This is a genomic window from Desulfosporosinus sp. BICA1-9, assembly GCF_000802135.1.
Genome location: NZ_JUEE01000126.1, coordinates 1 through 12,091 on the forward strand (window position 1 = coordinate 1; position 12,091 = coordinate 12,091).

The 12,091-nt window shown below is 43.5% G+C and carries 12 protein-coding genes and 1 riboswitch; of the genes, 5 read left to right on the top strand and 7 right to left on the bottom strand.

Annotated features, from left to right (window positions below; genetic code table 11):
* The coding region (locus JL57_RS14975; protein ID WP_034142834.1) for a cation diffusion facilitator family transporter at nt 1–858 on the bottom strand (858 nt) is incomplete at its 3' end.
* Nucleotides 859–938: 80 nt separating this feature from the next.
* Between JL57_RS14975 and JL57_RS14980 the strand changes: the two genes are divergently transcribed.
* Entirely contained in the window at nt 939–1,610 is a 672-nt protein-coding gene (locus tag JL57_RS14980) for an SGNH/GDSL hydrolase family protein (protein ID WP_291300129.1), read from the top strand.
* Between the two features lie 70 nt (nt 1,611–1,680).
* On the opposite strand, the gene JL57_RS14985 is transcribed toward JL57_RS14980, so the two are convergent.
* Nucleotides 1,681–2,349: a TVP38/TMEM64 family protein gene (locus JL57_RS14985; protein WP_034142835.1), complete on the bottom strand. Its 669-nt coding sequence runs from the start codon at nt 2,347–2,349 to the stop codon at nt 1,681–1,683.
* A gap of 219 nt (nt 2,350–2,568) precedes the next feature.
* Between JL57_RS14985 and JL57_RS14990 the strand changes: the two genes are divergently transcribed.
* On the top strand, nt 2,569–4,158 hold the full coding sequence (locus JL57_RS14990; RefSeq protein WP_045691293.1) for a diguanylate cyclase: 1,590 nt from the start codon (nt 2,569–2,571) through the stop codon (nt 4,156–4,158).
* 91 nt (nt 4,159–4,249) lie between these two features.
* Here the strand turns inward: JL57_RS14990 and JL57_RS14995 are convergent, their stop codons facing one another.
* The 5 genes from JL57_RS14995 to cobT all read right to left on the bottom strand — a co-directional run bounded on the left by JL57_RS14995 (nt 4,250) and on the right by cobT (nt 8,242).
* Complete coding sequence (locus JL57_RS14995; RefSeq protein ID WP_034142836.1) at nt 4,250–4,750, bottom strand: HD domain-containing protein; 501 nt, start codon at nt 4,748–4,750, stop codon at nt 4,250–4,252.
* A gap of 15 nt (nt 4,751–4,765) precedes the next feature.
* Entirely contained in the window at nt 4,766–5,503 is a 738-nt protein-coding gene (locus JL57_RS15000) for a putative ABC transporter permease (protein WP_034142837.1), read from the bottom strand.
* A 195-nt stretch (nt 5,504–5,698) separates the two neighbouring features.
* Complete coding sequence (gene cobS / locus JL57_RS15005) at nt 5,699–6,433, bottom strand: adenosylcobinamide-GDP ribazoletransferase (RefSeq protein WP_034142838.1); 735 nt, start codon at nt 6,431–6,433, stop codon at nt 5,699–5,701.
* Between the two features lie 6 nt (nt 6,434–6,439).
* Nucleotides 6,440–7,087 carry a bifunctional adenosylcobinamide kinase/adenosylcobinamide-phosphate guanylyltransferase gene (gene cobU, locus JL57_RS15010; RefSeq protein ID WP_034142839.1) on the bottom strand — a complete coding sequence of 216 codons (648 nt, stop codon included), beginning with the start codon at nt 7,085–7,087 and terminating at the stop codon, nt 6,440–6,442.
* A gap of 78 nt (nt 7,088–7,165) precedes the next feature.
* The gene (gene cobT, locus JL57_RS15015) at nt 7,166–8,242 is read right to left on the bottom strand and encodes a nicotinate-nucleotide--dimethylbenzimidazole phosphoribosyltransferase (protein WP_034142840.1); all 1,077 of its coding nucleotides are present in this window, start codon (nt 8,240–8,242) and stop codon (nt 7,166–7,168) included.
* A 104-nt stretch (nt 8,243–8,346) separates the two neighbouring features.
* A riboswitch (cobalamin riboswitch) is annotated at nt 8,347–8,524 on the bottom strand.
* A 189-nt stretch (nt 8,525–8,713) separates the two neighbouring features.
* Between cobT and JL57_RS15020 the strand changes: the two genes are divergently transcribed.
* From JL57_RS15020 to JL57_RS15030, 3 genes are all read left to right on the top strand, one after another.
* On the top strand, nt 8,714–9,823 hold the full coding sequence (locus JL57_RS15020) for a ParM/StbA family protein (protein ID WP_034142841.1): 1,110 nt from the start codon (nt 8,714–8,716) through the stop codon (nt 9,821–9,823).
* Nucleotides 9,820–10,299, top strand: a complete 480-nt coding sequence (locus JL57_RS15025) for a hypothetical protein (protein ID WP_034142842.1) — start codon at nt 9,820–9,822, stop codon at nt 10,297–10,299. The genes JL57_RS15020 and JL57_RS15025 overlap by 4 nt, the downstream gene beginning before the upstream one ends.
* Before the next feature lie 357 nt (nt 10,300–10,656).
* Entirely contained in the window at nt 10,657–11,979 is a 1,323-nt protein-coding gene (locus tag JL57_RS15030) for a hemolysin family protein (RefSeq protein WP_034142843.1), read from the top strand.
* Nucleotides 11,980–12,091: the final 112 nt, after the last annotated feature.

Genomic DNA, 12,091 nt, shown 5'->3' on the forward strand with positions numbered 1-12,091 from the left:
GATGTCATCAGCCACGGCTAAAGATAGGCCGGGTCTCAATTCTATGTAGCTTTCGACGTGAAAAAATCGTCCTTCTTGGAGGATGCGCATTTTATTAATATCCGTTACATCGGGATCGGATAAGATAATTTGTGAGACCTTGTCTTCAACGTCCTTGGGAGCTGAAACACCGATCAATCCAACCATGTTCTCATATCCTACTTGAAAAGCGACTCCACCCATGAGGAGCCCGATAATGATCGCTGCAAAGCCATCTAAGGCCTTGATCGAAGTAAAGTGAGTGATCAGAATAGCTATCAGGGCTAGAATGGCCCCGAAGGTAGCGACAAGATCTTCATAGAAGACAAGGCGTGTAGCCGGAGAGGCACGTTTGACATTTTTTACGGCTATTGGTACAATGCCTAATCCTTTTCCCGTAGTCCGAGTTTCGCTTAATATTTCACGCATGGCCTTGGATAGGACATAGCCATCAATAGTGATTGAAGCAGCGAGACTAAAAATCGTCAAACCAAGCTTGCCAAAGGGGGCTGGATGTTGAATTAAATGGATTCCTTCTAGAACCGTTTCATAGGCCATGATGGTCACTACGATGACTGCCCCCATGCAGAAGACATTGATAAGCCGCCCAAATCCTGATGGAAACCGTGGAGTCGGTTTTCGTTCAGAGAGAATGCTACCAATAAAGACAAAGAGCTGATTAACAGCGTCGGCACCAGTATGCATAGCCTCAGCAAACATTGCACCGCTACCACTAGAAACTGCGGCAATTCCTTTGATAATCAGCAAGAAGAGATTGCCAAGTGCCGCATATAAAGAGGAAGAATTCCCTTTACTAATGAGATCTCGAATTGTCGTCAATAATCCTCACATCGTTTCAAAGCTTTTTGATTATGATCCCATATTTTCGGAGATTTATGCTCAGGATGTGACAAAGAGTAGTGAACATACATATCCTGAAGCATATGGGTGCTTTGAAAGCGGTGATAAATGTGAGTCTATATGTTGCATTAGGTGATTCGATTACTGCAGGATATGGCGTAGCTAGCCCCTTTTCTTTTCCCAATGTCTATGGAAATTACTTGGGACGACACGATAAAGATTTGCGCATCCTGAATTTAGGAATCAACGGTTTAACAACAAGGGGGCTGTTAAACTTATTAAAATCAAATCGGGGCCTTCGTCATTCTCTTTCCCAAGCCTCTCTAATTACACTGACCATCGGCTCAAATGATTTACTTCGTCTTATGGGTAACTCTCATCAGAGCTTAAATCCAGCTCAGATACCCTTAATTTATGCGAATATGGCCAAAACTTTGGAGCTAGTGGGGCAAGAAATCAGGCTGCTGAGCCCGAATGCAACCGTTAAAGTTGCAACTCTTTATAATCCTTTGACTGAGTGGGGCCCCTATGCGCATTATTATCGACTGGCGCAAGAGATGATTGATAATAGTAATGCTATGATTATCAGATGGGCTAAGGGATTTGGATTCGTAGTCGTTTATGTAGATCGGGAGTTTAAAGGAAAAGAGCGCTTGCTCACCGGTCAGGATCAGGCACATCCGAACGCTGTCGGGTATCAAGTAATTGCTAAAGCGTTTTCTCGATATTAAGGTTTAGGATGAAGAAAAGTATCGAATAAGTAAGCTCATAAATAAGTAATAGCCGCCTTCTCAGCGGCTATTACTTATTTATGTCTGAGCGGGGTTCAGGGTTGTTAAGGCGTTTCATGGAAAGATACCAGTAGAGGCCTGTTAAGCCAAAGACAAGAACACCGATCGCTAAGGCCAGTAATAATCGACCTGGATGATCCGTCAAACGCCAAAAGTCATGTCCCACCCAAGATTCCCATAGAATCATAGGAATTTTACCAATGAAAGTCGCTAACAGAAATCTAGGAAAGGTCATTAGAGATAAGCCGGCAGCATAATTGACAGCTGCAGAGGGTAATATTGGGATGAGTCGTGAGATCAAAATGATGGTGAAACTATTACCTTCAATTAGTTTACCCCACTTGCCGAGCTTTCCCATTTTAGGTTGCGCCCATGGTTGACCAAGTGTACGGGCTAACCAAAAACCCACAGCAGCCCCTAGCAGACTACCGACTAAGGAAAGCAGAAATCCTCCGACCCAACCATAAAGAAGGGTGTTCACCCCAGCTATTAAGACAAAGGGTATCACTGGAAAGAGTGCAAACAGCATAATGATCAACAGGTCGACAAAGATGCCGATCCATCCCCATTGTGAAACAAACGCTTGAAAGGCATCAGGATGTTGGAGCTTAGGATAAAGTAGTATCACAAAGGTGAGTGAGATGACCAAGGTTAGTAGTGAGGCGTATTTTTTACTCAGGGAGATACCCCTCCTTAAAGTTACAAGTAAGATAATTGAAGGTTAAATATAACATAGTTCGTTTAATATGAGTAGCTTTTTCTATGTCAGGAAAGGAATAGTCTGGGTTCGAAAGAAATACAAAACTTTAATTTATACTTTAAATAAATAGGTTTATTTGGAAGGTTTATGATAAAATGTTATATAAAATCATGCGATTAATGAAAGGTTGATAAGCCCATGCTGCTTCCTCCGCACAATTATAGACTTAAGCCGGAAGATATCTTAGAGCTCCTTCAGGAAATAAATTGTGAGGAAGATTTAGAAGATGCTCTGAAAATCTTGACCAAACGTGGGCTTGATTTTTTCAATTGCACAATGGCAGGTATCTGGCTATTGCGGGGTGAGGAATTTCACCCAATGGCCATTAACGCTCGGACTGAACTTCAGGAAAGTTTTTTAGTCCGTAATGTTCTCCCTCCAGACTTTCAACTATTTATCCGAAAAGTAGCACAAGGGAATACCTATGTAGAACGGAAATTAATGATTCACGAGATTGATGATGATGGCGACGAGCGGGACCCATCGAATTCCGAGGAAACGCATTGTTTCAATGCTTGGCGGACAACTCTCAGGGACTTCAAGGTTCGGCGAATCTTTTGCATTCCTCTCCTTCATTTTGGCCAATTATTAGGTGTTTTATTACTTTTCAGTGATCATCCCGCTTCCTTTGACGAGGGAAGCGTCTACTGGTTAGAACAGTTGATGCCGCTACTATCCTCCAGTGTTTATGAACAACAATTGCGTATGGCCGCTGTTGATCGGGAACAAGCCTTATCATTGCTGCTCAGGGGAACTGAAATTTTGGTCAAGGCCGTGTCTGAAGAGCAGTTACTTGCTGAAGCCGGAGAAATGGCCATGGAGATTCTTTATTTAGAGGCAGGGTTCTTTCATATGGAAACCGATGGGGAATGGAAAATACATTCTCCCTTTGGCCGACTTAAACAGTCTGAGGATGTTTGGCAAGAATGGATCCAAAAAGATAAAAGAACCCATTTTCCGCTTGGATACATACCGAATGAGGCACCTACCCTGCGAATACTTGAAGAAGACGAACATAATAAGATTCCATATCCTGTGGAAATAATCCTTATTCAGCCTATTAAAACCTATCGTGGAGTCGTTGGGGAACTTTGGCTATTTGATTCTAGGACACGAGACATTGCACATACCCAAGAGATCCTGTACGCATTTGTACGGATGTTAAGCATGGCATTAGAGGCTATTCGGCAAAGAAAGGAACTTGAGCGTCTGGCGACGACGGACCGCCTAACTGGAATCATGAATCGCCAAGGGTTTGAGCAAAGGATCCTAGGAGAAATGGCGGGAACACTCAGACGTGGTTCAACGTTCCTTTTTCTGCTTCTTGATTTAGACGGATTTAAGAATTTAAATGATACAAAAGGTCACCCCATGGGTGATATGGCCTTAAGCCATGTAGCACATAATCTCCAGAAGTCCGTTCGACAAGAAGATATTGTCGCTCGCACAGGTGGAGATGAGTTTGCGGTCATTTTAACGGATCTTAAGTTAAGCCAAGATGCAATGAATATCATGCAGCGCTTAAAGAGTAACTTGGATTTAGAAAGCTATGGTTTGGGTATAAGCATAGGAGTTGCAGAATTTCCTACAGAATCTACGGACTATGAATCTCTTTATAAGCTTTCAGATCATCGGCTTTATCTTGGCAAGCAAAATGGTAAGGGGCATATTGTGACAGAAAATGCATTTAAAAAAATAACTGATGATAAAAAAGTATCTAAAACTTAAAGAAAAGAGCTTTTCACTCCGAATTTAGCGGTGAAAGGCTCTTTTCTTTGGGATGAACAGGCTAAAGTTAATAGTATAACGTTCGATTTATTTATGACTTGTGTTTAATAAGGCGAAGAGACGTGTATCGTTCAGAAGGCGGAAGATCACGTTTGAACTTTAAGCGAAATTCCTGGATCGAGGCCATCTTATCGGCAACCATGACCAGAAAAGCCTCTCGGGTTTTAGGTAAGCGCGGGGTAAGTGGCCACATATGACTCAAAATAATGTCTTTTTCCTTCTCACTGAGCTGAAAGCATCGTTCCGCGTTCTGGCAGGCAATGCGAGGGTGGCGAAAACCATGCCACCGGGATCGGTCTGGTCTTGGCTCATGCCAGTCGTACAGGAAAAAGTCATGGAGTAGGGCGCCGCGAGTAATAGCATGTGTGTCCAATTTGAGCTTGCTTTCAAGGCGTAGTGACCAGTTATAGGCTATCTGCGCAACACGAAGAGAGTGCTCTAAGGTAGTAAAAGGACGATGATGGGTAAAACGTGCCAATTGTTGATACTCTTCGTGGTTCAGAATGTCCTCGACGTGCTCTGATAAATCCAAAATTGGTTCACCTTCCTAGTCAAGTGAGTGGGGGTCGTTTTCTCTACTTGGGTTGGAGAATTTCTGCCGTTGAAGGCTTAAAAAGTGTTCGAGAGCTTCCTGCTTAGCATATAGCAAAGCCATCTTTTCGCTTAAAGTATGGCGCATTTTCGGATAAGCATGAAGAAATCTTTGATACGGAGAGCAAGCTGAGTGAAATAGCGTGAGTTCCAGACGTTCATATTGCTCCTGAAACATCGAGACAAAGTGTTCAAGACGACGTAGTAAGAGGATGGATCGGATAATATCCCAAATAACATAGGCTGTCAAGATAATAGCTAAGATAGAACGGCCAGTTGGTGTAATGCGCAACATTTGAATTTGAACGGCTGGGTGTATGACGAGATGAAATGCCAGCCCTAAAATCCCCCAAAGAAGGGAGAACTGGAGAGCGATGCGCCCATGAAGATTAAACGGGGTTGTATGATAATCCCAAAGCTGCAGGCGAAAGAAGCGCTCGAAAAACCATCCTGCGACATATTCCAGCAAGGTGCTCAAAAACACAAAACTAAGAAACTGCCATTCCCAAGCGAGTTGAGATAACAGTCCAGAGGACCAGATCACCAAAGTGGTAAAGAAGCCATAGATCGGGAGGAACGGGCCAACTAAAAATCCGGGATTGACAACCCGACCTTGTGTTATTGTACGGTAGATTGTTTCCATTACCCAGCCGGCAAATGCATAAAATGAAAATAAGAGGATAAAGTCTGTCATGGTTCTCCCTCTCTAGCGATACTAAAAAATTAGCAGTGCCTATTATCTCTAGTGTACTCTAAAAATTCCTTATTGTACATTTATGGACTAATATTAAAACTATATTTAAAACTATATTTAAAACTATATTTAAAACGGAAGGGTATTGATAGTTCATTACCCTTCCGCTTTAAAATATATTGAAGCTCACTCTGCCTACTTTATAAAAGGAAAAGCGATAACTAAACAGATAACTTCCGAAAGTTCGATAAAAGCCCCGTAGAGATCACCTGTCAGCCCTCCTAGTAAGGAGGAAATTCTAGAAGCCATTAAAAATATGACTAAGGCGCTAACTCCAAAGGCGATCGGCCCAGCAAAGCCGAGCAGGTAATAGGAAATTCCGCAGACCACCACTCCGCTGAGTAGGAATGGAATCCACTGGGTTGCTTCGTGAAACCCTTTGCCTAGCCCCTGGGAGCGGGCATAGGGAAATCCGATCATCCCAATCTGAAAGACCCAGCGAGAGAGCATCGGCATGACGATGAGGATCGGTAACATCGGAACGGTCAGGTTGGCCAGGAAGGTGAATTTCAAGAGCAACAAGCCCACGAGAGCCATTGAGGCATGGGCTCCAACTCGACTGTCTTTCATGATATCTAAGATTTTTTCCGGGCTACGAGCGGATAATAAACCATCCATACTATCCATGAATCCGTCAAGATGGATTCCTCCGGTGAGCACTAACTCTGCAACCAAGATGAGAGCCCCGAGGACTAAAGGAGGATAATAGGGCAACAAGACTTTCGCCAGCAGCCAGAGGATAAGACCTAAGACTAGTCCTACGAAGGGATAATATTTATAACTGCGCAGGAATTCTTCTGAAGAAACATTCTTAGGGATCGGTAAAGGAATTCGAGTAAAAAAGGTAAAGGCTATGAGGAATCCGCGCATCTCAGATCACTCCTTGTGCAGGGAAGCAAGGAGCTGCCCGCCAGAGTGTTTAAGTTCCAAGGGGTAACCTGCCACGACCAGATAGACATGATCTGCACAGCGGGCAAGTATTTGATTGCTGCGTCCAGCTAAATCACGGTATGCCCGAGCCAAAGGATTCTCAGGGACAATGCCCTGGCCGACTTCGTTGGTGACAAAGAGGACTTGAGGTTTGATCTCTTGGGCAAGTAAGGCAACCTCTTGAACAGTAGCTAGGATTGTTGGTTCGATGTCGGGGAACATCTTATCTCGTTTGGTTGAGTCTAGTACGAAGTTATCTTCTTCATGACCAGAAAGGGTAACTCGTTCAGCTTGTCTAGTTTGTTCGGCTAAGAGAAGATTAGTAAGCCAGAGTGTGACACAATCAAGTAGAATGACTCCGTCATCGTCTTTGAGTTGACAAAGAGTCTCTCGAATGTTCAGCGGTTCCTCAATGAGCTGCCAAGTGGCCGGGCGTTGGTTTTGATGTTTTTTAACGCGGTGGGCCATTTCTTCGTCCCAGATTTGGGCGGTGGCAATGTATGTGACCGGAAGCTTTGCCGAAGCGGCCAGAAGTTCTGCAAAACTACTCTTTCCGCTCCGTGCACCGCCTGTAATCAGTGTAAATTGAGACATAACATTCACCGCTCCTCTGTTATAGTGCTAGATTAAGCTAGACTAGGCTCTGTTTATCTATGCAAGATATCCTTGTGTCTAATTCGCTTCGCTGACTCCAGCATCTCCGAAAGTTGCCATTTCCTTAAGAATATGAAGTGCAGCTTCGACTAAGTGAAAGGTTAGGACCGCTCCCGTTCCTTCTCCCAGTCTCATATTTAGGTTAATTAGTGGATCAAGGCCTAGGCTTGCTAAGGCCTTACGGTGACCAGGTTCGACTGAACCGTGGGAGGGAATCATGAAGGCTGTGCATTTCGGGGCGATTTTCGCGGCAACAAGTGCTCCAGCCGTTGAGATAAACCCGTCAATGACAATCGGAACACGGCTAGCTGCCGCTTGAAGGATTGAACCAGCAATCGCAGCAATTTCTAAGCCGCCAACTTTGCTTAGAACATCTAAAGCGTCGTCTGCATTAGGTTGATTGACGTCAAAGGCCGTTTGAATGGCTTGGCGTTTCTTAATTAAGCCGGCATCATCAATCCCAGTTCCTCGTCCAACAACATCCTCAAGGGGGGAATTGGTAAAGAGGGCAACGATTGCGGAGCTAGGGGTAGTATTGCCAATTCCCAGGTCACCTGTAGCAAAGAGGTTATATCCTGCGCGGATCTTTTCCGCGGCAACTTCAGCACCGACCAGTAGAGCTTGAAGTGCTTCGTGACGGGTCATTGCTGGGCCCTTGGCCATGTTCTGGGTTCCATTAGCAACCCGTTTGTGAATAAGGTTTCCTTCTAAGGGGAAGGCAACACCGACATCTGTACAAAAAACCTCGGCATTAGCTTGGCGAGCCAGTACATTGATGGCTGCGCCACCATTTATGATATTATACACCATTTGAGGGGTAACTTCTTGGGGAAAGGCACTGACTCCTTCAGCTGCGATGCCATGATCTCCAGCCATCAAGAGGACTGCTTTCTTATTGATTTGAGGATTAGAGGTTCGTTGGATACCTCCAAGTTGCTTGGCTATCTGTTCTAATTGACCAAGGCTGCCTTGTGGTTTGGTCAGGATATCCAAGCGTGCTTGGACCTTAGCCATAGAATCCTCGTCAAGTTCTGAGATGTTCGCAGTTAGAGCTTCGAGTTGGGCATAGAGTTGTGCTTCTGACAAATTGTTCATTAAAACTCCTCCTTAATATAGTTGTTGAAAAATAGAAAATCCCGACCACAAATAAATCTGTGGTCGGGACTTTACCGTCATCACCGCCGCTTTCCACGATGTGGAAAGACTTAAACATTTTAGGCAGGTCTCCTGGCTATCGAATCATCGCTTTAATTTGTTACCTTCCCAGCAAAGTGCCAGTGGTCTACAAAGCTCATCGAATACAGTGGTGGGTCCGCGTCGGTTTTGAACCGAACTTCCCTATTCTCCCCAAAGGGCACCTAAAATCGAGCAATTTTTTCTTTTAGCATACCACAACCCTTTTCTAATCTCAAGTCTAGAGTTGGTTACTATTTTAATATTTAGAAGAATATTAATAACCCATTTTTACAAGCGTGTTAGCTTCGTATATAATAATAGATATAGCAGTAGAAGTTGTTGTGTGTTATTAGTTTGTCCATAATTGATTGTAATCGAGGAGGAACACGTGTGTTAGATAGTGATATTCTCGTGGCTGGAGCAGATCCGGGATTTGGAGCGATTAAACTGGATACTGGAGATGCAAAAGTATTATTTCCAGCTGTAATTTGTAAAGGGAATGAGCGGATTTTCTCAACCTTAGGTAATTCCCTGATTAGTAAAGGATCTGACTTAGAAACTCAGATTTCTACCTTGGATGTCATGGTTAAGAATAATTCGACGGGTGTGGAACGGCATTACTTCATGGGAAGTTTGGCGGAAAGCTTGAATCCAAACGAAGCTCATTATTGCTGGGATGAAGACAAATCTTCGGATGAAGAAGCAACAGCGTTACTGGTAGTGGCTTTAGCCCTAGCCCAAAAAACTCCTAAAGCGAATGTTTATCTTGGAACTGGCGTGCCCGTTAAGTATTATGCTAGTTTAAAGGACAAGTATGAAGCTGAATTAAAGGGGTCTTTTTCGGTAACCTTTCATTCAGGTCCCATGAAAGGGTTGACACGGCAACTGAACATCTTGCGTTCTCGAGTGCTTCCCCAAAGTTATGGAGTCTTTATTAAGGAAACGCTTAATGAATATGGGATGCCGACGAGCGCCAAGCTATTTAGCGGGTATGTGGTGGTCATCGATCCAGGTTTTCGCACGACAGATATTGCCACTTTTTATGATGGCGTAATGCTTGATCCACCCAATTCTTTTAGTATTGAAAAGGGCTTAAAGTGGGCGTATATTGGAGTGGCCGATAAACTGAAGGAATTGACCGCAAATCACGAAAACCCAATTGAGACGGATGATAAGGAATTAGATAAAATTTTCCGAGTGAACGGGGGATTGTATCCTTGGAATAACGGCTCGATTAATCTTAATCCGATCATGAAGAACATGCTTGCTCAGTTAGGAACTGATATCTCCCGGGAAGTGAAAAAGGCCTTAAAACCTATGCTTGGTAAACTGCATACCGTCTTAGTTGCTGGAAAGGTCGGAGAAATGGTCTATGAGCATATCCAATTAGAAAATAAGCTTCTGATTGACGATCCACAATTTGGTAATGCCACAGGATTTCGGATTATGGCTACGACACTGGTGAATAATATAACGAAGAAATCGAACCCACCAGTATGATTAATGCTCAGCCTGCCTTTATTCCGCTGTTTTTTGATGAAGCTGAGACGGACCTCTGGTTAGCTATACAGCAGATTGAACCAGAGGAGCGAAGTTCCTTTATTAAAGCGATTTTGAGACAAGTACTATTAGGAAACTGCGTAGAAGAGCTATTAGTGAAGGAAAATCAAAACTCTGCAAGCAATTTACCCGAAGATGAGGAAACTTCTAAGGTGAATGATCAGGAAATTCAGGCGGATTCGCCGGACGATGAGCTTGAAAGAACGGAAACGTTTTCATTAGAGGCTTTATTTGAGGTCAAGGTACCTGACCAAGACACTGAGCAGATCGGTGAATTTGATTTGGAATCCTTAAGAGAGGAGAAACCAATTCGACCGGCAGGTTTTGAGTATATGATGAAGCATATTATCGGCACAGAAGAGGACGAGGCAGTTCTAAAGGTTTTGCAAGGTATGCCAAGTGAAAAGGGCCAGTGAACTCGTTCAACTAAAGTTGAACATCGAGTCTTCGGTAACGAAAGCCTCCAGTGGAGGGTTTCGCCGAAGCCGCACGTCCCAAAAGGAACTCTTAGCGGCGAAGTCGGACTCTACCCCCACCGAAGCGGAGCCGGGGGGATCACTCCCACTTGTAGAAGTGGGAGTCTTACGATTGGATAAACAAAGGGGAAATAGATGAAGGGAAAATAGAAATTTTCCTTTGATATAAGTAACGATAGTGATGTATAATTATGGTCTAGCATAAGTACAAATAATCATAATAATACAATCATGGTAAGGTCTTTAGATATTAAAAGGAGGAGAAAAATCATAGACGGTCTGTTCTGGAGTGTCATAATGATATTAATTGCATTCTTATTAGTGGGGTTAAATGGATTATTTGTGGCTGCTGAATTTTCTTTGGTTAAAGTACGTAAGACTCGTTTGGCAGAACTTGCGGAGAATGGTTCGTCAAGGGCACAAACTGCCTTGGACGTCACCTCGCAACTTGATGCATACCTTTCTGCCTGTCAGCTTGGGATCACGCTCTCTTCCTTAGGTTTAGGTTGGATTGGTGAACCAGCGATTGCTGCCCTGATTGAACCTTTGTTTGCTGGGGTTGCTGGTTGGAGCACCATCTACACTCATACTATTTCTATAACGATAGCCTTTTCTATCATCTCATTATTACACATTGTTTTAGGTGAGCTTGTTCCTAAATCAATAGCAATACAAAAGGCAGAAGCGGCTGCCCTGGCAACTGCTGGTTTTCTGAAAGCCTTTTACTGGATCTGTTATCCGATTATTAAGTCGCTCAATAACTTAGCTAACCTAGTGTTACGTATTTGGGGAATTCAACCTGCCAATGAGGCCGACTTATCCCATAGTGAAGAAGAACTACGAATGCTAGTCGAGGCCAGTCAAAAGCATGGCTATTTGGATAAGATGGAAGGTAAATTATTAGACAATGTGTTCGAATTTTCGGATCGTATTGCTAGTGAAGTGATGATCCCCCGTCAAGATATGGTCTGTATTTTTATCCAGGATACGTTTGAAGAGATTCTCGATATTGTTAAAAAGTATGGTCATACACGATATCTGCTGTGTGATGACGACAAAGATCATGTCCTCGGTCTAGTGCATATGCGGGACATTTTTCGGCTTAGGGAACAGGAAGGCGAGAAGGATATCACTCAGATTAGGAGGGATATCATCGTCGTTCCGGAAGGAATGCCAATTTCTCATCTCGTCCAGAAGATGCGCAGCCAACGAACGCATATGGCGATCGTGGTGGATGAATTCGGTGGGTCTGCTGGGTTAGTGACGATTGAAGATATGCTGGAAGAACTTGTCGGAGAAATTTACGATGAATTTGAATTTGAGCAGCCTCCTATTCAGAAGGTGGCTGAATATGAATATTTCCTTAATGGACGAGTCTTAATGGAAGAAGTTTCGGAACTTCTGGACATTGAGCTCGAAGAGGAAACGGTCTCGACAATTGGTGGATATGTCTTTTCTAGGTTAGGTCGCAGGCCTGTCAAAGGGGATGTCATTTATTTTGATGGGTTCCATTTTGAAGTGATGGAAGTGATTGGATTTAGAATTACCAAGGTTATGGTCAAGAAAAAGCTCCTCGAAACTAAAGCCAGCGAAGTTAAGGATATACATGCAGCAGTTTAACATGTGGATACATTTATACACCCTATTGACTAGTCAATAGGGTGTATAAATGTATCCCAATATTAGTACACTAAATTAAATAGGGACTACCATGTTTTGTTTCCAAAAAACA

Coding starts and splice junctions, on each gene's coding strand:
- cobS (WP_034142838.1), bottom strand. CDS start 6,433: ATGCGCGGATTCCTCATAGCCTTTACCTTTTTTACTCGAATTCCTTTA.
- JL57_RS15030 (WP_034142843.1), top strand. CDS start 10,657: ATGATATTAATTGCATTCTTATTAGTGGGGTTAAATGGATTATTTGTG.
- cobU (WP_034142839.1), bottom strand. CDS start 7,087: ATGTCTCAATTTACACTGATTACAGGCGGTGCACGGAGCGGAAAGAGT.
- JL57_RS14990 (WP_045691293.1), top strand. CDS start 2,569: ATGCTGCTTCCTCCGCACAATTATAGACTTAAGCCGGAAGATATCTTA.
- cobT (WP_034142840.1), bottom strand. CDS start 8,242: ATGAACAATTTGTCAGAAGCACAACTCTATGCCCAACTCGAAGCTCTA.
- JL57_RS15025 (WP_034142842.1), top strand. CDS start 9,820: ATGATTAATGCTCAGCCTGCCTTTATTCCGCTGTTTTTTGATGAAGCT.
- JL57_RS15000 (WP_034142837.1), bottom strand. CDS start 5,503: ATGACAGACTTTATCCTCTTATTTTCATTTTATGCATTTGCCGGCTGG.